Origin of the sequence: Streptoalloteichus tenebrarius (genome assembly GCF_024171885.1) — a bacterium.
GTDB classification, from domain to species: domain Bacteria; phylum Actinomycetota; class Actinomycetes; order Mycobacteriales; family Pseudonocardiaceae; genus Streptoalloteichus; species Streptoalloteichus tenebrarius.
Genome location: NZ_JAMTCP010000044.1, coordinates 18,184 through 40,210, shown reverse-complemented (window position 1 = coordinate 40,210; position 22,027 = coordinate 18,184). Strand labels below are relative to the sequence as shown.

The 22,027-nt window shown below is 73.9% G+C and carries 14 protein-coding genes; 11 read left to right on the top strand and 3 right to left on the bottom strand.

Features of this window, described 5'->3' with window-relative positions:
- Window positions 1-73: 73 nt before the first annotated feature.
- Entirely contained in the window at window positions 74-958 is an 885-nt protein-coding gene (locus LX15_RS26525) for an esterase/lipase family protein (protein WP_253672520.1), read from the bottom strand.
- A gap of 419 nt (window positions 959-1,377) precedes the next feature.
- Between LX15_RS26525 and LX15_RS26520 the strand changes: the two genes are divergently transcribed.
- Together LX15_RS26520 and icmB are read left to right on the top strand one after the other, a co-directional pair.
- A complete protein-coding gene (locus tag LX15_RS26520) occupies window positions 1,378-3,279 on the top strand; it encodes a hypothetical protein (RefSeq protein ID WP_253672518.1) in 1,902 nt (633 codons plus the stop codon).
- Between the two features lie 179 nt (window positions 3,280-3,458).
- The gene (gene icmB / locus LX15_RS26515; protein ID WP_253672516.1) at window positions 3,459-3,866 is read left to right on the top strand and encodes a coenzyme B12-dependent isobutyryl CoA mutase small subunit; all 408 of its coding nucleotides are present in this window, start codon (window positions 3,459-3,461) and stop codon (window positions 3,864-3,866) included.
- A 206-nt stretch (window positions 3,867-4,072) separates the two neighbouring features.
- On the opposite strand, the gene LX15_RS26510 is transcribed toward icmB, so the two are convergent.
- Complete coding sequence (locus tag LX15_RS26510) at window positions 4,073-4,294, bottom strand: hypothetical protein (RefSeq protein WP_191892528.1); 222 nt, start codon at window positions 4,292-4,294, stop codon at window positions 4,073-4,075.
- A 925-nt stretch (window positions 4,295-5,219) separates the two neighbouring features.
- Between LX15_RS26510 and sucC the strand changes: the two genes are divergently transcribed.
- From sucC to LX15_RS26465, 9 genes are all read left to right on the top strand, one after another.
- A complete protein-coding gene (gene sucC / locus LX15_RS26505) occupies window positions 5,220-6,386 on the top strand; it encodes an ADP-forming succinate--CoA ligase subunit beta (RefSeq protein ID WP_253672514.1) in 1,167 nt (388 codons plus the stop codon).
- Window positions 6,387-6,399: 13 nt separating this feature from the next.
- Window positions 6,400-7,290: a succinate--CoA ligase subunit alpha gene (gene sucD / locus LX15_RS26500; protein WP_253672512.1), complete on the top strand. Its 891-nt coding sequence runs from the start codon at window positions 6,400-6,402 to the stop codon at window positions 7,288-7,290.
- 201 nt (window positions 7,291-7,491) lie between these two features.
- Window positions 7,492-8,265 (top strand): DUF5336 domain-containing protein, encoded by a 774-nt coding sequence (locus LX15_RS26495; RefSeq protein WP_253672510.1) that lies wholly within the window; start codon window positions 7,492-7,494, stop codon window positions 8,263-8,265.
- Window positions 8,266-8,401: 136 nt separating this feature from the next.
- Window positions 8,402-10,030, top strand: a complete 1,629-nt coding sequence (locus tag LX15_RS26490) for a cell division protein PerM (RefSeq protein ID WP_253672508.1) — start codon at window positions 8,402-8,404, stop codon at window positions 10,028-10,030.
- Between the two features lie 1,312 nt (window positions 10,031-11,342).
- Window positions 11,343-11,960, top strand: coding sequence for a phosphoribosylglycinamide formyltransferase (gene purN, locus LX15_RS26485; protein ID WP_253672558.1), 618 nt, complete (start codon window positions 11,343-11,345; stop codon window positions 11,958-11,960).
- Window positions 11,957-13,549: a bifunctional phosphoribosylaminoimidazolecarboxamide formyltransferase/IMP cyclohydrolase gene (purH, locus tag LX15_RS26480; RefSeq protein WP_253672506.1), complete on the top strand. Its 1,593-nt coding sequence runs from the start codon at window positions 11,957-11,959 to the stop codon at window positions 13,547-13,549. Before purN ends, purH begins: the two co-directional genes overlap by 4 nt.
- Window positions 13,550-14,047: 498 nt before the next feature.
- Window positions 14,048-14,851 carry a DnaE2-dependent mutagenesis accessory factor ImuA' gene (gene imuA', locus LX15_RS26475; protein ID WP_253672504.1) on the top strand — a complete coding sequence of 268 codons (804 nt, stop codon included), beginning with the start codon at window positions 14,048-14,050 and terminating at the stop codon, window positions 14,849-14,851.
- 180 nt (window positions 14,852-15,031) lie between these two features.
- Window positions 15,032-16,711 (top strand): DNA polymerase Y family protein, encoded by a 1,680-nt coding sequence (locus LX15_RS26470; RefSeq protein ID WP_253672502.1) that lies wholly within the window; start codon window positions 15,032-15,034, stop codon window positions 16,709-16,711.
- 834 nt (window positions 16,712-17,545) lie between these two features.
- Entirely contained in the window at window positions 17,546-20,989 is a 3,444-nt protein-coding gene (locus tag LX15_RS26465; protein WP_253672500.1) for an error-prone DNA polymerase, read from the top strand.
- Window positions 20,990-21,303: 314 nt separating this feature from the next.
- Here LX15_RS26465 and LX15_RS26460 read toward each other — a convergent pair whose 3' ends face one another.
- Window positions 21,304-21,966 carry a carbon-nitrogen hydrolase family protein gene (locus tag LX15_RS26460; RefSeq protein WP_253672498.1) on the bottom strand — a complete coding sequence of 221 codons (663 nt, stop codon included), beginning with the start codon at window positions 21,964-21,966 and terminating at the stop codon, window positions 21,304-21,306.
- Window positions 21,967-22,027: the final 61 nt, after the last annotated feature.

Genomic DNA, 22,027 nt, shown 5'->3' with positions numbered 1-22,027 from the left:
CCGGCCGCATCTGCCGAACGTGCGGCGATCTCACCTCGTCATGGACCTGTGTTGACGGAAAGTAATTGGTTGATCACAGGTCCATGCACGTGCTTGGCGTGTGTCCTTCCCGTGGGTATTCGGCCGTTCGAGTGAGAGCGGTGACGGTCGCGTCGACAGCTCGTGGCGCCATGGGCAGCGAGAGGTGGCCCACGTCACACACCTGGTGGACCTCCACCATCAGATCCGGGTGGGACAGCCGGGCGTTCTCGCGCGGCAGGACCACCTGGTCCAGATCGCTCCAGATCGCCACGAAGCGTGTTCGGCAGCCCGGTGCGGGGCCGGCCAGCTCGGCGAGCAGCCGCGAGCCGGGGCGGAGCTGCCGGGCGAGCCGGGTGGGCAGCAGGTGGGCCGTCACCGTCCCCGCGTGCGGGGTGCCGAGGGTGACGAGCGTGTGGACCCGCCGGTCGCCGCCGAGGCGCTGCACGTAGTACCGCGCGATGAGGCCGCCCAGCGAATGCCCCACGACGTGCACGTGATCGCTCCCCGTGGCCTCGCGGACCCGCTCGACCTGGTCGCCGAACGCCCGGGCCGCCTCGCGGACGTCGCCGGTCACCGCCGTCAGGACGTGGTAGTTGACCGCGTGGACGACGGCGAAGCCGCGCCGGCGCAGGGCGGGGGCGAGCACGGCGAAGGCGGAGCGGTTGTCGGCGATCCCGTGCACCAGGATCACCGGAGGCGGCGGCGCGTCGCCGGTCGTCAGGGTGGTGACGAGGTGGCCGCGCCGTCCGGGGGACAGGTCGTCCGTGCGGTAGCGCTGGCGCGACCGCTCCGACTCCAGGGGCGCCGGCAGCGCTCCCCAGGGATAGAGGAGTGTGCGCGCGGCCAGCCAGGCGGCCTCGACGGAGAGTCCGCGGAGCGCGCTCGGCCGGGTGAGCGCGTGGGCGAGGTCGCCCGCGCCGCTCGTGATGACGTTCATCAGCGCGCCGAAGGCGCCGCCACTCCGGGGAGGGCGGTCGGGTAACGCTGACGCGCCGGTTGTTCCCACGGTCTTCCCCACTCGAACGAAGGTAAGTGATCTGCGCTACACCTGGTTGGCGGTGTTGTGGTCCTGTGTCGAAACCGAGGCGGGACGGTCGTCGGACGCCCTTGCACGCGGTGGCGGGCTCCCGAACGGAGTTGCCCGCTGCTCCGTCCGGCGATGCGCACACGATCGGGTTATTAAGGAGGCCGCCCGCCGGCGGAGGTGTCCGGGAACCGTCCGGTGCGGGGGTCCCTCCCGACAGGGGGGCCATCCACGCCGACCGGCGCTGGCCTTCCTGAGGTCGGGCGGGGAGCGCGAACCAAGATCACGAGTCCGCTCGGCCGGCCGGCCCGCTGCTTGCTAGCGTCGGCGCGATGACCTCGCGGCGCAGCAACCAGGGCAGTTCCCCGGGCCCCGCCCCCGGCGAGCGTCGGTTTCCCGACCAGCGACAGGAGCAGCGGAGGCCGGTGACCCGCCGGCAGCGGGACCGGCTCCGGAGCCGGCCGGGGCCACCACCTCCCGCCCGCGCCGGGCGCGCGGGCGCGGTCGCGCGCGAGGCGACGGCGGGCGGGAACGGCGAGAACGCCTCCGCTTTCAGGGCGCTCATCGCGCTCGCGGCGCTCGGCGCCGTGTCGTCGGCCCTCGCCCCGCTCGTCGGCGTCGTGAGCGGGCTGGAGCCCGGCTTCGCCTCCTGGCCGCTGCTGGCCGTCCTCGCCCTGCTCCCCCCGGCCCTGGCCGCGGGGTTCCTCGCACGGGGGCGGGAGCTCGCCGCCGCGGGCGTGCTCGCGGCCCCGGCGGCCCTCGTGCCCGGTCGCCTCCTCCTCGACGCCCAGATCGTGGCGGACCCGACGAGGACGGCCCGTCCCGAACTGTTCGTCCCGACCAGCCTCGTGCCGCCCGGTACCGCGCCGGGATGGGGCCTGCTGCTCGTCGGCCAGCTCGCGGTCGGCGTGGCCGGCCTGCTGGCGCTCCGACTGGTGCTGCGGGCCACCGCCTCCCCGGCGGACGCGACCGGCCGGCGAGAGCGACCGCTCACCCCCGCCCTCTGCGTCGGGGGTTTCGCCGCGGCCGGTCTCGCGCTGAGCCCCTTCGCGTCGGACAACGCCTTCCTCTGGCCGCAGTCCCTCGTCGACGCCCCGGCGTGGACCGCGGTCGGCGGTCTCCTCGTGGCGCTCGCCGTCCCGCTCACCGCCGCCGTGACGGCCGGCGCCGACGACCCGGAGGTCGCCGAGGGCGGCCTGCTGGGCGTGGCGTTCGGTGTCGCGGGGGTCGCCGCGCCGCCGCTGGTCGCCGCGCTCGCCATGCCCGCGGTGCACGTCCTGCCCGGCCCGGTGATCGCGCTGGTCGCGGCCGTGGCGCTGGGCGCGCTGGGGCGCGCGACGGGCAGGGCCGCGGGCAGGAGCGCGAGCGCGCGCCGTGACCCCTCGTCCGCTCCCGGTGAGGTCGTGCTGCCGGGCGCGGCGCGCCTGCACGCGCTGGCCGGCGGGCTCGCCCTGGCGTCGGGGCTCGCCGCGCTGGTGAGCCCGCTGCTTCCGCAGCTCTCGCTCCCGACCGGTCTCGCGGAGCCCGCCAACTACGCCGCGCGGCCACTGCTGCCGGCTGGAGCGCTCGTCGCCGCGCTGGGTGTGGCGCTGCTGGTCAGGTCCACCTCGGCCGCGGCGCGTCCGGCGCTGGCCGTCGCGTGGACGGCGGTCCCGCTGACCGCCGTCGCCGCGCTGGACGGGGTGCTGACCGCGACCGACCTCCCCGGCGTGCGTGCCGGGTTCGGGGCGTGGGCGGCGGGCCTGGCCGCGTTGCTCGCGGTGGCCGCCGGGTGCTGCGCGGCCCTGGCCGGCGGAGTGGAACGGGACGACGTCGACCTCACCGCCCTGTCCGTCCACCGCCCGCTGCTGGTCGTCGCGGTGCTGGTCAGCGTGCTCGCGCTCGGGGCGTTCGGCCTCCCCCTCACCGACGCCCCCGGTTACGCCGCGCCCGGCGTGTGGACCCAGTTCCGCGCCGCCTCGTGGGGGCTGCTGCTCGGTCTGCTCGCGGTCCCGACGGCGATGATCGTCGCGGCGCGCAGCCGGCCGGCCCGGGCGGCGGCCCTGGCGCTCGGCGCCTCCGGGCTGGTCTGCGTGCGCCTGCTGGAGCTCCCGCTCACCGCCGGTCGCGTGGACGACGTGGGCCCGGCGGCCGGGTTCTGGTGCGGTCTCGCCTGCCTCGCGTTGCTCCTGACGGGCGCCGCCATGGCCGGGAGTGGCGCACGACGCTCCCCGCGACGCGGTGTGACGCGTTAGTCTCCGCCTCGCGGGGTTGGTTAGCGATCGTTCGCATCGGCGGCGCGCCCGGCCCCTCGGCACTCACCCGGTCACCGCGGCCGGGCACCATTGTGGGACGGAATGGGCGTTGGCGTGACCTGCTCGCTGGTCCATCGGTGCGGGGACCTGGGCGTGGGTCGGGCCTGGGGAGGGTTGCCATGAGCGGTCGGATCCGTGTCGTCGTGGCCAAGCCGGGGCTGGACGGCCACGACCGGGGCGCCAAGGTGGTGGCCAGGGCGTTGCGCGACGCCGGCATGGAGGTCATCTACACCGGCCTGCACCAGACCCCGGAGCAGGTGGTCGAGACCGCGTTGCAGGAGGACGCGGACGCGGTCGGCCTGTCGGTGCTCTCCGGGGCGCACATGACCCTGTTCGCCAGGGTCATCGAGCTGCTGGCCGAGAAGGGCGCGGAGGACGTGGTCGTCTTCGGCGGCGGCATCATCCCGGACGAGGACATCCCGAAGCTCGCCCAGATGGGCGTGGCCAAGGTCTTCACGCCGGGCGCGCCCACGCAGGAGATCGTGGACTGGGTGCGCACGCACGTCGGCCAGCCGGCCGGCGCGTGAGGCGTCCCGGGTCCGCCGGCGCGCGAGGTGACTCGTTCGTTGGCGGGTGAGGCGACCCGGTTCGGCGGGTGAGGCGACTCGGTTCGGCGGGTGAGGCGACTCGGTTCGGCGGGTGAGGCGGTGACGGCGCGGCCGCTGGTCCGTGTCGTGCCGCCCGTCTGACCAGGCGCGCGCCGCCCGGCGACCAGGCCCTGCCCTGGAAGTCGTCATCCCAGCCAGCGCACGATGGCGGTGACGGCGAGTTCGGCCTGGTAGTCGGTGTCGCGTTGGGCATGGCGGGTGGTCAGGCCGCCGAACCGCGCGAGTCGGTCGCCACGGCATTCGACCACGGTGCGCTGGCTGGAGCGCTGGACGTTGAAGGGGTGCCCCGGACCGGGGCGGCTGACGCGGATGCCACCCAGCAGCACCTCCAGGACCGTCAGGACCATCCCTCGCGCGGCGTGACGATGATCCGCACCGGCGGGCCGCGCCCGTCCAACACCAGGTGGACGTGGCGCTCAGCCTGCCTCGCGGAGGGGTCGAGCGCCTCACCGTCGACGGTGAGGGCTTGGACGCCCGGTCGGCATCCCCTTTTCCCGCGTCCCTGCCGTGTGCTGGTGGGACCGGACCACGCTGGAGCGGACACGGACGTTCCGCTCCGGCCCGCCCGCCGAGTTGATCGTGACGACCACCCGGCTCAGGACGCGTTGCCAGGTGAGACCTACCAGACGCGCTGATCAACGGCTGAGAGGACACCACCTCGACGCGTGCCGCGCGGCCCGGCCCCGAGGCGACGAAACCCCTGCCTGCCCGGCCGTGCTGGCCGCTCCGGTCGCGGACGGCGTGCCGCCTCGTCGCCACGATCACGGTCCGTTGGTCGTCGAGGTCGACGCGGCGGCTCTCCGCGCGCCCGCCCGCGCGCTGCGCCCCTCACCGCGCGCCATGTCGCCCGCGCCGGCCCCCGAGCGGCGCTCAACCGATCCGACCAGGGGAAACGCCCGGCGGGCCAGCCCGGCCGGCGGTACCGTGCTGACGGGCCCGAGCCAGGTGTCATCGCTCACGGTGACAGACCTCACCGGGTACGGAGGCCCTACCGTCCACACAGGTCGATAGGGTCTGCGCAGGCCGCATCCGGCGGGCCTTCCGCCAGGGTGCATCCGGCGCGTCAGGTGCCGCCTGGCCGGGCGGTGGACCGCCGCGGGTGCGCCCCGCGCGGACCGCCACGCCGCCAGGCGCCACCCGGCGCGCCGGGTTCTTCCAGTCGGCCGGCGCGTGTGGCAGTCCCAGCCTGCCGCCACGCGCGGCGAACGGGAGCCCGCCGGACAAGACCCCCGGACACGGCCGAGTCCGACACCGACGTCGCAGGAGACTCGAGTGGACCTGTACGAGTACCAGGCGAAGGACCTCTTCGCCCGCTACGGCGTCCCGGTGCTGCCGGGCACCGTGGCCACCACCGCCGACGAGGCCCGTGCCGCCGCCGAGGAGCTCGGCACCACGGTCGTGGTCAAGGCCCAGGTGAAGACCGGGGGCCGCGGCAAGGCCGGCGGCGTGAAGCTGGCCGAGACCCCGGACGAGACCCGCGCCAAGGCCGAGGCCATCCTCGGCATGGACATCAAGGGTCACACCGTCCACAAGGTGCTGATCACCCCGGCGTCCGACATCGCGGAGGAGTACTACTTCTCCTTCCTGCTCGACCGCGCCAACCGGAACTTCCTGGCCATGGCCTCGGTCGAGGGCGGCATGGACATCGAGGAGGTGGCGGCCACCAAGCCCGAGGCGCTGGCCAAGGTCGCCATCGACCCGATCGCCGGCGTGGACCTCGCCAAGGCGCGCGAGATCGTCGCCGCCGCGAAGTTCCCGGCCGAGGTCGCCGAGCAGGTGGCCGAGGTCGTCGTGAAGCTGTGGGAGACCTTCGTCCGCGAGGACGCCACCCTGGTCGAGGTCAACCCGCTGGTGCGCGACCCGCAGGGCAGGATCCTCGCCCTCGACGGCAAGGTCACGCTGGACGACAACGCCTCGTTCCGGCACGCCGACCACGCCGAGCTGGTGGACGTGGCCGCGGAGAACCCGCTGGAGGCCGAGGCCAAGGCCAAGGGCCTCAACTACGTCAAGCTCGACGGCCAGGTCGGCATCATCGGCAACGGCGCCGGCCTCGTCATGTCCACCCTGGACGTGGTGGCCTACGCGGGCGAGGAGTTCGGCGGCGTCAAGCCGGCCAACTTCCTCGACATCGGCGGCGGCGCCTCGGCCGAGGTCATGGCCAACGGCCTGCACATCATCCTGAACGACCAGGACGTGCGGTCGGTGTTCGTCAACGTCTTCGGCGGCATCACCGCGTGCGACCAGGTCGCCAAGGGCATCGTCCAGGCGCTGGGGATCCTGGGCGACGACGCCACCAAGCCGCTGGTCGTCCGGCTGGACGGCAACAACGTCGACGAGGGTCGACGGATCCTGGCCGAGGCCAACCACCCGCTGGTGACCCTCGTGGACACGATGGACGGCGCGGCCCGCAAGGCCGCCGAGCTCGCCGCGGCGAACTGAGGAGCGATCTGCTGTGGCCATCTTCCTGACTGAGAACAGCAAGGTCATCGTCCAGGGCATGACCGGCTCCGAGGGCAGCAAGCACACGCGGCGCATGCTCAAGGCCGGCACCACCATCGTGGGTGGCGTGAACCCGCGCAAGGCCGGGACGACCGTCGACTTCGACGGCACCGAGCTGCCGGTGTTCGCGACCGTGGCCGAGGCCATGGAGAAGACCGGCGCCGACGTCACCGTGATCTTCGTTCCGCCGAGGTTCACCAAGGACGCGGTCATCGAGGCCATCGACGCCGGCATCGGCCTGGCCGTGGTGATCACCGAGGGCATCCCGGTGCACGACACCGCCGCCTTCTGGGCGCACGCCAGGGCCACCGGCAACAAGACCCGGATCATCGGCCCGAACTGCCCCGGCGTCATCTCGCCCGGCAAGTCCAACGCCGGCATCATCCCGGCCGACATCACCGGCCCCGGCAAGATCGGTCTGGTGTCGAAGTCCGGCACCCTGACCTACCAGATGATGTACGAGCTGCGGGACTTCGGCTTCTCCACCTGCGTGGGCATCGGCGGTGACCCGATCATCGGCACCACGCACATCGACGCCCTCCAGGCGTTCCAGGACGACCCGGAGACCGCCGCCATCGTCATGATCGGCGAGATCGGCGGCGACGCCGAGGAGCGGGCCGCCGCCTACATCAAGGAGCACATCACCAAGCCGGTGGTGGGCTACGTGGCCGGCTTCACCGCGCCCGAGGGCAAGACCATGGGCCACGCCGGCGCGATCGTGTCCGGCTCGGCCGGCACCGCGCAGGCCAAGAAGGAGGCCCTGGAGGCCGCCGGCGTCAAGGTCGGCAAGACGCCGAGCGAGACCGCCGAGCTCATGCGCGAGATCATGAAGTCGCTGGGCTGACCAGCGCCGTGACCTCGGCACGGGGCCGGGCCGCCGTTCGGGCGGCCCGGCCCCGTCACATGGGCGATTCGGTCCGCGTGGCGGGGGAACTTGGGCGAGCCGCCCTGCGTCCCAGTACGGGTGATCGGTTAGCGTTCGCCTGTCCACGTGAGGGCGTCGACCAGACCTGCTGACACTGCTGACTCCCAGGGAGAGCCCACGATGACCTTCCCCACCGGTGCCCCGGGTGCGGCCCCGTCACAGCCGGGTTCCGGCTTCGGGTTGGCCAAGATCCTGCACCTCGCCACCGCCGGCCTGGGCCTGCTGATCCTGTTCCTCGGCTTCGCCAAGATGCTGGACTTCCGCCCCGAGTCCTTCTACGGGGCGTTGTCGCCCCTGGCGATTCCGGCGCTGTTCTGCGTCGCCGGCGTCGTGGCGGCGTCCGTGGTCCTGCCGGGAGACCACAAGCCGGGCGTCCTGCCGGCGGCCATCGCGGTGCCGATGATCCTGGCGCTGACCTTCGGCGCGCTGGCGACGTCCGTGGACCTCGGCACCGGCACCATCCTGATCCTGATCTTCGGCTGGTTGCAGGCGATCGCGGCGGTGGCCGCGTTCCTGTTCGACACCGGCATCATCAAGCAGCCCGAGCCCAAGCCGCAGTTCGGCCAGCCGGGCGGGTGGAACCCGCAGAGCGGCGGCTTCCCGCAGCCGGGCCAGTTCGGCCAGCCGGGGCAGCCCGGCCAGTTCGGTCAGCAGCCGGGTCAGCCTGCCCAGCCGGGGCAGTTCGGTCAGCCGCAGCCGGGCCAGTTCGGCCAGCCCGGCCAGTTCGGCCAGCCCGGCCAGTTCGGCCAGCCGCAGCAGCCGGGGCAGTTCGGCCAGCCGGGGCAGCCCCAGCAGCCCGGCCAGGACGCCGGTCAGTTCGGCGCCGGCCCCCAGGGCACCCAGCAGTTCCAGCCCGGCACGCCGCCCGGTGGCTTCGGCGCCCAGGGCCACTGATCCCGTCGACCACCGCGGGCCCGTCGTCCCCTCCGGGGGATGACGGGCCCGCGCTCGTTCCGGGCGCGCCGCCCGTGTCGTGCCGCTTCGGCGTGCCTCACTCGGATGGCCCAACGCCGGTGCGATGGTGGACGCCGTGACCGCGATCCAGCCCGTACCGCACGGGATCGCCGAACCCGAGGGCGCGTCCCGTGCCGAGTGGGCGCGGGGGTTGGCCGTCTCGGCGGCCTGGCCGCTGTTCACCGGCTTCACCGCCGCCGCCACGGTGATCGCCGTCGTGCTCTCCACCACCCCGGGCGCCCAGTTCTCGGGACAGGCCGTGCTGGGCGGCGCGGCGCCGTTGTGGTTGGCCGCGCACCAGGTTCCGCTGATGGTGCGGGGCGTGCCGTTCGGCGCGTTGCCCCTGCTGCCGACCGTGCTCGTCGTGCTGTTCGCGCTCAGGGGAGCGGTGACGGCCACCCGCCGGTTGCGACCCAGGACATGGGAGCAGGCGACGGCCATCGTGAGCGGCGTCGGCGGAGCGCACGGGGTGTTCGGCGCGGTGTTGGCCGGGCTCGTCGACGGGCCGGTGTCGGCGGACGCGACGACCGCGTTCTTCGGCTGCGCACTGCTCGCGGGGGCCGGCGCGACGTGCGGCGTCGTCTGGTGTTCCCGCGCCCGTGGGCGGTTCCGGCGCCGTGCCGACCCCTCGGCGGTGCGGGGACTGCGGGCGGGAGCCCTCGGCCTGGCGGCCCTGTTCACGGCGGGCGCGGCGCTGACCTCGGGCAAACTCGTGGTGTCCTCCGGGACGGCGCGGGAGCTGTTCGCGAGTGTCGCGCCGGACGCGGGGAGCGCCTTCGGGCTCTGGCTGCTGTCCGTGGCCTACCTGCCCAACGCGGTGATCGCCGCTGTGGCCTTCCTCGTCGGGCCGGGCTTCGCCATCGGACAGGTGGCCGTGTCCCCCCTGAGCGCCCTGCCCGGCGCGGTGCCGCCGGTGCCGCTGCTGGCCGCGATTCCCGAGTCCGAGGCGCACGGGTGGTGGATGGTGGCGTTCGTGGCGCCGCTGGCGGTGGGCGTGCTGGTGGGCTGGTCGTGCCGGCGCTGGGACCCGAACCCGTTGGCGCGGCTGCGGGTGGTCGCGGTCGCGGCCGTGGTGGTCGGGTTGGTCTGTTTCCTGGCGGCCGCCCTGACGGGCGGGCGGTTGGGCGCGGGAGCGTTCGATCCGGTGAGTGTCCCGGCCGGCCTGGTCGCGGTCGCGGCGTTCTGCTGGATCTCGTTGCCGGGCGGTGTGGTCGCGTGGTTCGCGGGTCCGCGTCAGGAGCGCCGGCTGCGGGATGACGTGGTCGAGTCTGAGTCCGCGGTCCCGACTGAGGCTGCGCCTCCGGGTGGGGTCGCGACCGCGGTCGCGGCTGCGGACGTTGTCGCGACCGAGACCGCGACCGCGGCCGTTGCCGCGGCCGTTGCCGAGGACGAGGACGAGGACGGGGCTTCTGATGACGGAGATCAGGAGGAGCCCGAGGACAGCGACGACGTTGACGGGGATGACGTCGGCGACGAGGAGGCGGAGGACGCCTCCTCCCCGAGTGACTTCTCCCCGAGTGACTTCTCCCCGAGTGACTCCTCTCAGGGTGACGCCTCTCAGGGTGACTTCTCCGAAGACCACTCCTCTGAGGGCGACTCGTCGGAGGGCGTCTCCTCCGAGGCCGGTTCCTCCGAGGGCGACCGGGGCGAGGAAGAGCGGGACGTGCGCGACGAGCGGCGCCCCGGCGACGACACCTCGCGCTGAATCACTCTTTGGAGGTCGTACAGGTTCCTGTGCGGCTATTCGCTGAACCCGAAGCTGACGAGATCCGTGTTTCTGTGGTGTCTTGTATGAACACTTGATGTTGGTTATCCACAGGCGCCCAAGTTGTCCACAGGCGGGCTGTTGTCGCTGCGGCGGCCGGGTTGGGCTCGGTAGGCTGGAGCGGGGCTCGCCCCCCAGGGCGGGTGGGGGCTGTCCTGGGAGAGGTGGAGGGCGCGCGGAACGTGGGCGCGCGATGAGGCTCCCGGAGTGAGGGCGTTCGGGAAGCCTGAATGCATGGGCCATTCGGTTGGCACACAAGGAAATCTCGGTCAACTGGGCCTGTGATGAAGGATCTCACCGGGGCTGGAGGCTTCCTCGGTTCACCTCTGCGGCGCGGGAATTCTCGTGCGGGCGCGGGTCGACCACGCACTGTCCACTGTGGTCTTCGCGCTGAGGGTGGCGGCTGTTCGTCAGGAGCGGCCGGTGGATCGTCGAGGCGACGAGAGCGAGCCGCTCCGCAGAGACCTGGCACGACCAGACTCGTCTGGGGGAGAGCGGTGGCGCGCTCGGCTCCTCCGCCACACCCTGTACGGCTTCGGCAGGAGCTGCGAGATCCACGCCGAGCCCACGGGGCGTCTCCGCTTCCTCAGGCCCGGGTCGCGGGCCAGCCCGGTCAGCCCCATCCGGCCCGCGCTGGGAGGCTCCCCTCGCCGGGTTGGAAGGCCTCGGCGCGCAAAGCGGTACCCGGGAGACGCGCGTGGGTGCCATGTCTGTCGTGCCCGCCGTGGAGTCGCGTACGCGCAGAACCACGACGAGGCGGAGGTGCGGCCCTCGATCGCGCCCTCGTGGTGGAGGCGCCGAAGAAACCGTGCTGGTGCCCCTTGCCCTGCACGCCTTCGGCGCCGACGGGCACGACGCCATGCCGCCCACGTGCCCGATGGTGAAAAAGGGCGGGCCCGCTGGTGAATACAGAGCATGACCGTCGCGACCTGGGGCTACGCCTCCCTGGTGCGACAACAGCGCTGGGAGCCGGCGGGGCGCGGAAGGTCCGTGTGACGCGTCGGGCGGCTCGTCGGACACGTCGGCGGACCTCGTCGTCAAGATCGAAAACGCACCGCCTACGCTGACTGCCGACACCCGCGCGACCCAGCAGCCCAGGCAGGAGACCGAGCTGAGCCCGTCGAGTGTGGACGCCGGCCACGCGTCCGAGCACACAGCACGCCCTGCCCGTACTGTGCCCACCGCCGGGTCGGCCCCCGCGGGGGACGCCGGCGCTCCGCCGCCCGAGGTCGAGCGGCGGCCCGTCACCCGGCTGCGGCTGCCCAGCCCCGCGCGCGTCGTGGCCCTCGTCTCCGGCTCGGGGACGCTGTTGCAGTCCCTGCTCGACGCCGCGGCGGACCCCGACTACCCGGCGAAGGTCGTCGCCGTGGTCGCCGACCGCCCCCGCATCGAGGGCCTCGCCCGCGCCGAGCGGCTCGGCCTGCCCACGCACGCCGTCCGGCTGGCCGACCACGCCGACCGGGACGCGTGGGACGCCGCGCTCACCGAGACCGTCGCCGGCCACCAGCCCGACCTCGTCGTCTCCGCCGGCTTCATGAAGATCCTCGGCCCCCGCTTCCTGCGCCGGTTCGGCGGCCGGGTGGTGAACACCCACCCCGCGTTGCTGCCCGCCTTCCCCGGCGCGCACGCGGTCCGCGACGCCCTCGCCTACGGCGTGAAGGTCACCGGCTGCACGGTGCACCTGGTCGACGCCGGCGTGGACACCGGGCCGATCGTCGCCCAGGAGCCGGTCGAGGTGCGCCAGGGGGAGACCGAGGCCGCCCTGCACGAGCGGATCAAGACCGTGGAGCGACGAATGCTGGTGGATGTCGTCGCCCGGCTGGCCCGTGAGGGCTGCACCGTGACCGGACGAGAGGTGAGTATCCCGTGACCGCGACCCAGCCCACCGTGGAGGGCAGGCGGCCCGTGCGACGCGCGCTGGTCGGCGTGTCGGACAAGTCCGGCCTGCTGGACCTGGCCACCGGGTTGCACGCCGCCGGCGTGGAGATCGTGTCCACCGGGGGCACCGCGCGCGCCCTCGCCGACGCCGGCGTGCCGGTGACCCCGGTCGAGGAGCTGACCGGCTTCCCCGAGTGCCTGGACGGCAGGGTGAAGACGCTGCACCCGAGGGTGCACGCCGGCCTGCTGGCCGACGTCCGCCGCGAGGAGCACGTCGAGCAGCTCCGGCGGCTGGACATCGCGCCGTTCGACCTGCTGGTGGTCAACCTCTACCCGTTCGCCAGCACCGTCGCCTCGGGCGCCGGGCCGGACGAGTGCGTGGAGCAGATCGACATCGGCGGTCCGGCCATGGTCCGCGCCGCGGCCAAGAACCACGCCAACGTGGCGGTCGTCGTCGACCCCGGGCGCTACGACTGGGTGCTGGAGCGGGTGCGGGCCGGCGGCTTCACCCTCGCCGACCGGCAGGCCCTCGCCGCGGCCGCGTTCCGGCACACCGCGTCCTACGACGTGGCCGTGGCCTCCTGGATCGGCCAGACACTGTCGCCCGACGACGAGGGCTCCGGGTTCCCCGGCTGGATGGGGGCGACCTACCAGCGGGCCGCGGTGCTGCGGTACGGCGAGAACCCGCACCAGAAGGCCGCGCTGTACGTCTCGGGCGCGGGCGGCGGGCTGGCCGGCGCCCGGCAGTTGCACGGCAAGCAGATGTCGTACAACAACTACGTCGACACCGACGCGGCCTGGCGCGCGGCGCACGACCACGACGAGCCGTGCGTCGCGATCATCAAGCACGCCAACCCCTGTGGCATCGCCATCTCCTCCGTGGAGGGCGGCGGGGCGATCGCCGACGCGCACCGCAGGGCGCACGCCTGCGACCCGGTGAGCGCCTACGGCGGCGTGATCGCGGCCAACCGCGAGGTCACGGTCGAGATGGCCGAGCAGGTCGCGGACATCTTCACCGAGGTGATCGTCGCCCCGTCCTACGCCGACGGCGCCGTGGAGGTGCTGTCGCGCAAGAAGAACGTGCGCATCCTGGTGGCCGAGCCGCCGGCGCGCGGCGGGCTGGAGACGCGCGCGGTGTCGGGCGGGCTGTTGGCGCAGTCGGCCGACGCCATCGACGCGCCCGGCGACGACCCGGCGAAGTGGACGCTGGCCTGCGGCACCCCGGTCGACGAGGAGACGTTGACCGACCTGCGGTTCGCCTGGCGGGCCTGCCGCGCCGTGAAGTCCAACGCGATCCTGCTGGCGCACGGCGGCGCCACGGTGGGCGTGGGCATGGGCCAGGTGAACCGGGTGGACGCCGCCCGGCTCGCGGTGACGCGCGCCGGCGACCGGGCCAGGGGCGCGGTCGCGGCCTCGGACGCGTTCTTCCCGTTCCCCGACGGCCTCCAGGTGCTGTTGGACGCCGGGGTGCGGGCGGTGGTGCAGCCCGGCGGCTCGGTGCGGGACGCGGAGGTGATCGCGGCGGCCGAGGCGGCGGGGATCGCCCTGTACCTCACCGGGACGCGCCACTTCGCGCACTGAGGCGTCGGATCGACCGACGTTCGGCAGGGGCCGCTCACCGAGGGTGAGCGGCCCCTCGGCGTTCCCGGGGGCGGGGCGGTGGCCCGGTGGCGGGGCCCGGGACGCCGGCTGAGATGATCTTGGTTGTGGGCGGGGCCCGCTCCGCTCGGCGTCCGCCAGAACGGGGCGGACCCGGTGTCCTGTGAGGGCGTTCGCGCTCCTCGTCCGAGGTGAGGGCGCGTCTGCGCCCCCTCCAGGCGAGGCGTCGGGGTCGGGCTGGGTTGGTGTCGCCGAGGGGTGGCGCCGGTGCCCGAGGTTCGCCCTTTGGTGGGGGTTGACGGGGGCCGCCCGGCTCGGTTTACTAGGTGCTGTTCGAACGGTTGTTCGAATGCACGGAGTGGTCGAACCTCCCGAGGGTGATCACATCCGCAGCACCGCTGGCTTCCCCACGGCGGTGACGTGCCCAGGGTGCGGGCACGTCGCGTCTCCAGCAGGCACCGTCGGGGGAAGGAGTGGCCGGTGTCCGGTGCGGTGGTCGCGTCGTTGAGGTCGCTGGACGGGGTGGTCACGGCATCCGGGGTCGCCGTGGCCTCCGGCGACCGCCTGACGAGGCGGATGCTGCCGGTGCGGGCGGAACTGGCCGCCGTGCTGCCGTGGGGTGGGTTGCGCCGCGGCAGCACGGTGGCGGTGCGCGGGTCGACCGCGCTCCTGCTCGCGACGCTGGCCGAGGCCACCGCCGCCGGCTCGTGGGCCGCGGTCGTGGGACTGCCGGGGTTGGGAGTGCTCGCCGCGGCCGAGGCGGGAGTGGCGACACAGCGGCTGGCCCTGGTGCCACGGCCGGGAGACGAGCTGGTGGCGGTGGTCGCCGCCGTGCTCGACGGCGTGGACGTGGTCGTGGTGGCCGAGCCGGAGCGGATCACGCCCGGCGAGGCCAGGAGGCTGTCCGCGCGGGCCAGGCAGCGCGGCGCGGTGCTGGTGCCGTTCGGGTCGTGGCCGGCCGCGGACCTGGAGCTGAGCTGCGACGGGGGACGCTGGTCCGGGCTCGGTGACGGCTGGGGTCGCCTGCGGGAGCGCGAGGTCGTGGTGCGGGTGAGCGGGCGGGGCGCCGCCGCGCGTCCCCGCTCGGCGCGGATGCTGTTGCCCGCGCCCGGGAACTCCTCCGCGTCGCCGTCCGGGCTGATCTCGCCGTCGGGGACGGGGACGACGCCCAGGGTGGTGTCGACGCCCGGGATGGTCTCGACGTCCGGGGCGGCTGGGCACGAGGACGTGTTCGCGTCAACGGGCGTCGCCGACGAGCCCGCGCTGTCCGTGGCGGCGGGGTGACGGGGATGGCTGGGAGACATGCCGAACCGGTCCGTCCCGACCTGCTGGCCCCGGGGACGGGTGTCGGTTCTGCCGGGCTGTTGCTGAGGGCGGTGTGCTCACTTCGCCCGGTGGGGTCGACGTCCCCCTGGCGCGACTGGTGGCCGAGGGTGGTGTGGTCGCGGAGACGAGGTGACCGCGATGGGCGCTGAGAGCGGCGCGCGGGAGACGACCGCTGCGGTGCGCACGCTGGTGGTGTGGTGCCCGGACTGGCCGGTGGTCGCCGCGTGCGCGGCCGCGGGCGCGCCGGCGCACACGCCGGCGGCCGTGCTCGTCGCGAACCGGGTGGCGGCGTGCTCCGCCACGGCGAGGGCCGAGGGGGTCGGTCGGGGCCTGCGGAAACGGGAGGCCCAGGCGCGCTGCCCCCACCTGCTGGTGTTCGACGACGACCCCGACCGGGACGCCCGGCTGTTCGAGCCGGTGGCGGCGGCGGTGGAGGAGCTGGCGCCGGGAGTGGAGGTGGTGCGCCCCGGGCTGGTCGCGGTGCCCGCGCGGGGGCCCGCCGGGTACTTCGGGGGCGAGGAGGCCGCCGCGGAGCGGATCGTCGACCACGTCGCCGCGCGGGCCGGCGCGGAGTGCCAGGTCGGGGTGGCCGACGGGCTGTTCGCCGCGACGCTGGCGGCGCGCAGGGGCGCGCTCGTGCCGGCGGGCGGCAGCGCCGACTTCCTCGCCCCGCTGGGGGTCCACGAGCTGTTGCTCGACGAGGCGGCTCGTCCGTCCACATCGGACCGAACAGCCATGGCGGATCTGGTGGACCTGTTGCGACGCCTCGGACTGCGCACGCTCGGCGCGTTCGCGGCCGTGCCGGCCGGCGACGTGGCGTCCCGGTTCGGAGCCGGCGCGGTGCTCGCGCACCGGCTGGCCGCGGGTCTGGAGGAGCGCCCTCCCGGGCGCCGGCGCCCACCGCCCGAGGTGGCCGTGGACGAGGAGCTGGACCCGCCGGTGGAGCGGGTCGACGCCGCGGCCTTCGCGGCGCGCGCGTTGGCGGAACGGCTGCACGCCCGGCTGGCCCGGCTCGGCCTCGCCTGCACCCGGCTGCGCATCGAGGCCAGGACCGGGCACGGGGAGGAGCTGGCGCGGGTGTGGCGCTGCGCCGGGCCGCTCACCGCCACGGGAACCGCCGACCGGGTGCGGTGGCAGCTCGACGGCTGGTTGACCGGGCGCGGCGCGGACCGCCCCACGGCCGGCGTGGTGTCGCTGCGGTTGGAGCCGGAGGAGGTGGTCGGCGCCGACGCGTTGCAGCTCGACCTGTTCCGCGGCGAGACACCCGACGGCGAGCGGGCGGCGCGGGCGCTGGTCAGGGTGCAGGGCCTGCTCGGGCCGGACGCGGTGCTCACCCCGGTGCTGGGCGGGGGGCGCGGCCCCGCCGACCGGGTGCGGTGGGTGCCGTGGGGCGAGGAGCGCCGGCCCGCGCTCGACCCGGAGCCGCCGTGGCCGGGCCGCCTGCCCCCGCCCTCGCCGACGTTGCTGCCGGAGCGGCCGACCCCGGTGGAGGTGCTGGACGGAGACGGACAGCCGGTGGGGGTCACCGGCCGACACATGATCACGGCGAGGCCGGCGGTGGTGCGGGTGGCGGGGGAGCCGCCCCGCCGGGTGCTGGCCTGGGCGGGGCCGTGGCCGGCGCACGAGCGGTGGTGGGTCGCCGCCGCGGCGGCGTCGGGACCGCCCGCACGGGCCCAGGGGACGGGGGACGGTCCACCGCCCCGGCGTGTGGCGCGGCTCCAGGTCGTGCTGGCGGACGGGGGCGACGAGGCCAACCAGGTCGCGTTGTTGTTGGCCCGCGAAACCGGCCAGTGGTGGGTGGAGGGCCGCTATGACTGACCGAGCCGAGGCACTTGCCCACCACGCCCTCGCCGCCCGGACCAGCACCCTCACCCACCGGAGGACACCCCCCACCCGTCCCGGGGGGCGAGCCCCGCTCCAGCCTATCGAAGAACACGGCATGGCCGAAGCCGAGAACAGTCCGCTGTGGATAACTCAGGAGGCTGTGGACAACTCGGCTCACGCAGGAGTGGTTTTCTTACCCCACAAGGGGTTCTTTCCCTCGGGGGCTTGACGAACCTGGGAGTCCACTGGGCGTTCGCTCAGGCATGCGGAACACCCGTGTCCCGGCAGTGCATCAGGAAAACGGAATCATCCGGGAAATGGGAGTAACCCGGGAAACGGAAGCACCTGGGAAACGCGAGTATCCGGAAACAGGAGTGCCTGGGAACGGAAGCGTTCAGGAACCGAAGCGTCCGAGAACGGAAGCGTCCGAGAGCGGAAGCGCCCAGGAACGGGAGCGCCCAGGAACGGGATCCCCCGAAAGAAGGGGAGCTCCCAGAAGCGCGCCGCTTGGGAAGAGAACTACTCAAGAAGAGCGGCTCTCCAGTAAGGAGAAACAGCCTGAGTGGATCTTTCCTGGGGTGGGGCAGGTACATCAGCCAGCCCCGGAGGTCGGGACTCTGATCTCCCTGAGCAGCAGGAGAAAACGGCCACCCGGCAAGGGGTGGACCATCTGGCGAAGGGCTGGAGTCGAACGCCATCAGAGAAGGTTCCGCGAATGATCGGAACCCCTTGATCGAGAAGTAGGCCCCTGAGGCGTGAACGTACTGCCCGCGAAGGAATCGGGGCCGGGGTCATGCCCAGGACAGGAACGCAGGGAGGTGAGGACGGATGGGGTGGAACAACCCGCCGCTGACCTGGCAGGAGTTCGAACGCGCGTTGTCCGGCGACGCGAGGGGGCGGTCGCCCCGCGACGAACCGCACCCGGGCGACGGCGGCGACAGCCCCGCGTGGACCCGCCGGCGGGCGAGGGGCGTCCCGCCGGAACTCGGCCCGCCCGCACCCGCCGCCACTCCCGACCAGCCACGACCCGTCCCGTACGCCGAGCTGCACTGCCACTCCAACTTCAGCTTCCTCGACGGCGCGAGCCATCCTGAGGAACTGGTCGCGGAGGCCGCGCGGCTCGGGCTGGAGGCGATCGCGTTGACCGACCACGACGGCGTGTACGGCGTGGTGCGGTTCGCCGAGGCCGCCGCCGAACTCGGGGTCCGCACCGTGTTCGGCGCGGAACTCGGCCTCGGGCTCTCCCGACCACGCGGCGGGGACGCCGACCCCGGGGGCCGGCACCTGCTGGTGCTCGCCCGCGACCCCGAGGGGTACGCGCGGCTGTGCCGGACGATCAGCGCCGCACAGCTCAGGGGGGAGGAGAAGGGGCGTCCGGTCTACGTCGAGGAGGAGGTGGCCGCGCAGGCGGGCGGCCACTGGGCGGTGCTCACCGGGTGCCGCAAGGGGGCGGTGCGCGCCGCGTTGGAGACCGGTGGGCCCGACGCCGCCGCCAGGGAGCTGGACCGCCTGGTCTCCCTGTACGGCAGGGAGAACGTCCATGTGGAACTCACCCACCACGGCCTGCCCGAGGACGACGAGCGCAACGCGGCGCTCGCCGCGCTCGCCGCCACGGCTGGACTGTCCACTGTGGCCACGACAGCGGCGCACTACGCCACGCCGGCGCGGTATCCCCTCGCGACCGCGATGGCCGCCGTGCGGGCCCGGCGCGGCATGGACGAGATGGACGGCTGGCTGCCGCCCGCCGGCGCCGCCCACCTGCGTTCCGGCGCGGAGATGGCCGCGGTGTTCGCCCGTCATCCCCAGGCGGTCCGCGCCGCCGCCGAGCTGGGGCGGGCCTGCGCCTTCGACCTGCGGCTGGTCGCGCCGAAACTGCCCCCGTTCCCGGTTCCCCCCGGCCGCACGGAGGACACCTGGCTGCGGGAACTGGCGCTGCGGGGCGCCGAGGAGCGCTACGGCCCGCCGGAGGCGAACCCGCGCGCCTACGACCAGATCGAGCACGAGCTGGCCGTGATCGAGAAGCTGGGGTTCCCCGGCTACTTCCTCGTGGTGCACGACATCGTCCAGTTCTGCCGCAAGCACGACATCCTGTGCCAGGGCAGGGGGTCGGCGGCCAACTCCGCGGTCTGCTACGCCCTGGGCATCACGCACGTCGACGCGGTCCGCTACGGGCTGCTCTTCGAGCGGTTCCTCGCGCCGGAGCGGGACGGGCCGCCCGACATCGACGTGGACATCGAGTCCGACCGCAGGGAGGAGGTCATCCAGTACGTCTACCGCCGGTACGGGCGGGACAGGGCGGCCCAGGTGGCGAACGTGATCACCTACCGGGCCCGCTCCGCCGTCCGCGACGTCGCGCGGGCCTTCGGGTTCTCGCCGGGGCAGCAGGACGCGTGGAGCGGGCAGATCGACCGGTGGGGGCCGCTGCGCGACGCCACGGACGGCACCGACATCCCGGAGCACGTGGTGGCGTTGGCCGACCAACTGGAGGGGTTCCCCCGGCACCTGGGCATCCACTCCGGTGGGATGGTCATCTGCGACCGGCCGGTGAGCGAGGTGTGCCCGGTGGAGTGGGCGCGGATGCCCGGCCGCACCGTCCTCCAGTGGGACAAGGACGACTGCGCCGCGGTCGGCCTGGTCAAGTTCGACCTGCTCGGGCTGGGCATGCTGTCCGCACTGCACTATGCCGTCGACCTGGTGGCCGAGCACCACGGCGTGCGGATCGACATCGGCCGGCTCGACCTCGCCGACGCCGCCGTCTACGAGATGCTCCGCCGGGCCGACACCGTCGGCGTGTTCCAGGTGGAGAGCCGCGCCCAGATGGCGACCCTGCCCCGGCTGAAGCCCGAGGAGTTCTACGACCTGGTGGTGGAGGTGGCCCTGATCCGCCCCGGCCCGATCCAGGGCGGGTCGGTGCACCCCTACATCCGCCGGCGCAACGGGCAGGAGGAGGCGACCGTCGACCACCCGTTGCTGGAGCCGGCGTTGAAGAAGACCCTCGGTGTTCCGTTGTTCCAGGAGCAGCTCATGCAGATCGCCGTGGACGTCGCCGGGTTCACCGGAGCCGAGGCCGACGAGCTGCGCAGGGCGATGGGCGCGAAGCGGTCCACGGAACGCATGGAGCGGATCAGGGACCGGCTGTTCGAGGGCATGGCGGCCAACGGCATCCGGGGCGAGCTGGCGGAGCGGATCTACGGCAGGTTGTTGGCCTTCGCCAACTTCGGCTTCCCCGAGAGCCACGCGCTGAGCTTCGCGCTCCTGGTCTACGCCAGTGCCTGGTTCAAGCTCTACTACCCGGAGGCGTTCTGTGCGGCGTTGCTGAGGGCCCAGCCGATGGGGTTCTACTCGCCCCAGTCCCTGATCGCCGACGCCCGCAGGCACGGGGTCGAGGTGCGCGGGCCGGACGTCAACGCCAGCCTCGCCCACCCCGGGCTGGAGCCGGTCGACCCCTCCGGACCCGAACCGCTGTCCCGGGAGCCGGCCGCCCGGCGGCGGGCGTCGGCCGAGGGCGTGGCCGTGCGCACCGCCGACGGGAGCCAGGTGGTCGCGGTGCCCCGCGAGCTGCGGGAGCCGCGCGCGGTGCGCCTGGGGTTGGGCTCCGTCCGGGGGTTGGGCGAGGAGCTGGCCGGACGGATCGTCGAGGAGCGGCGGCGCGACGGGCCGTACCGGGACATGGTCGACCTGGCCCGCCGGGTCCGGCTCAGCACCGCCCAGGTGGAGGCGCTGGCCACGGCGGGCGCGTTCGACTGTTTCGGGACGACCCGCCGGGGCGCGTTGTGGGCGGCCGGCGCGGTGGCCGCGGAGCGCCCGGACCGGCTCCCCGGCACGGCGGTCGGTGTGACCGCCCCACCGCTGCCCGGCATGGACGAGGTGGAGCTGGCCGTGGCCGACGTGTGGGCCACGGGCGTCTCGCCGACCAGCTACCCGACGCAGTTCGTGCGGGACCGGTTGGACGCGTTGGGCGCGCTTCCCACGGCCCGCCTGGCCGAGGTGGAGCACGGCACGCGGGTGCTGGTCGGCGGGGCGGTCACCCACCGCCAGCGCCCGGCCACCGCCGGCGGGGTGACCTTCCTGAACCTGGAGGACGAGACCGGGATGGTCAACGTCGTCTGCGCTCCCGGCCTGTGGGCCCGCTACCGGCGGGTGGCCCGGTCCAGCCCGGCCCTGCTCGTGCGGGGGGTGCTGGAACGAGCCGACGGCGTCACCAACCTCCGCGCCGACCACCTCCAACGGCTCGACCTGCGCGTTCCCTCCCGGTCCCGTGACTTCCGCTGACCTTCTCCGCCGACAACCCCGAGGGCACAGACAACCTGAGAGCACCGACAACCCGAGTGCACAGACAACAACCTGAGGGCGCCGACAACCTGAGAGCACCGACAACCTGAGAGCACCGACAATCCCGAGTGCACAGACAACCCCGAGTGCACAGACAACCCGAGGGCACCGACAGCGCGGGTAGCGCCGGCGTTCACCCGTCGTCGGGCGCAGGGTGGCCACCGCGAGATCCGGCGCGCCCACCCCCGCACGGCTGACCGCGCGGCCGCTGGGCCCCACACGCCGCTGCCCCGGTGGTGTTGATCTTGCCGGTGTCACCGGCGTGGGTGGAGAGCACGGCCCACTGGCCGCGGTTGGAGGAACGTGCCCGCATGTGGTCGTCCCTGCGCCGCTCGGTGCCCGCGCCGTCGAGCGCGCTCACCACGGAGACGTCCGGCGTCGGCCGCGAACACCTCCTCGGCGTGCTCGGGGATCGCCGCGTCCTGGCAGATCACCATGCCCAGCGCCCAACCGTCGACGTCGACGACGGTCGTCCCTTCACCCGCGCGGAACAGCTCCAGCTCCCGGCCGTGCAGGTGCTTCTTCGCGAACGTCGTGACGATCTCGCCGTCACCGCCGGACACGAGGGAGGCGAGGCGCAGGTCAGAGCCGCCAGGGACCACAGCCCTGACCACGACGACCACGCCGCCCATGGCGCAGGCCCGGCGGACCGGGGCGAGTCGGGCGTCGGCGACGGCCGTGGCCACCCGGTCCCGCGCGGACGTGACGAGGTCCAGCTCGTAACCGGTCAGCGACAGCTCGGGGAAGACCACCCGCCCGCCCCGCCGGGCGGCCTCGTCCACCAGCTCGGCGTGCCGGTCAGCGTTGACGTCGACGTCCCCGGGAGAACACCCGGAGACGGACGCTCCTTCCGGAGACGCGTGCTCCTTCCGGCGGCCACCAGCGACCGGGTGGCTCGCGGCGCGCGCCGAGCGCAAGAGCCGAGCGCAAGAAAGCGTCCACTGAGGACAGATCTGTGTCCACTGAGGACAATGTGCG

Excerpts from the sequence above, each read along its gene's own strand:
- LX15_RS26525 (WP_253672520.1), bottom strand. The coding sequence starts at position 958 with ATGAACGTCATCACGAGCGGCGCGGGCGACCTCGCCCACGCGCTCACC.
- LX15_RS26520 (WP_253672518.1), top strand. The coding sequence starts at position 1,378 with ATGACCTCGCGGCGCAGCAACCAGGGCAGTTCCCCGGGCCCCGCCCCC.
- icmB (WP_253672516.1), top strand. The coding sequence starts at position 3,459 with ATGAGCGGTCGGATCCGTGTCGTCGTGGCCAAGCCGGGGCTGGACGGC.
- LX15_RS26510 (WP_191892528.1), bottom strand. The coding sequence starts at position 4,294 with ATGGTCCTGACGGTCCTGGAGGTGCTGCTGGGTGGCATCCGCGTCAGC.
- LX15_RS26495 (WP_253672510.1), top strand. The coding sequence starts at position 7,492 with ATGACCTTCCCCACCGGTGCCCCGGGTGCGGCCCCGTCACAGCCGGGT.
- LX15_RS26470 (WP_253672502.1), top strand. The coding sequence starts at position 15,032 with ATGGGCGCTGAGAGCGGCGCGCGGGAGACGACCGCTGCGGTGCGCACG.
- LX15_RS26465 (WP_253672500.1), top strand. The coding sequence starts at position 17,546 with ATGGGGTGGAACAACCCGCCGCTGACCTGGCAGGAGTTCGAACGCGCG.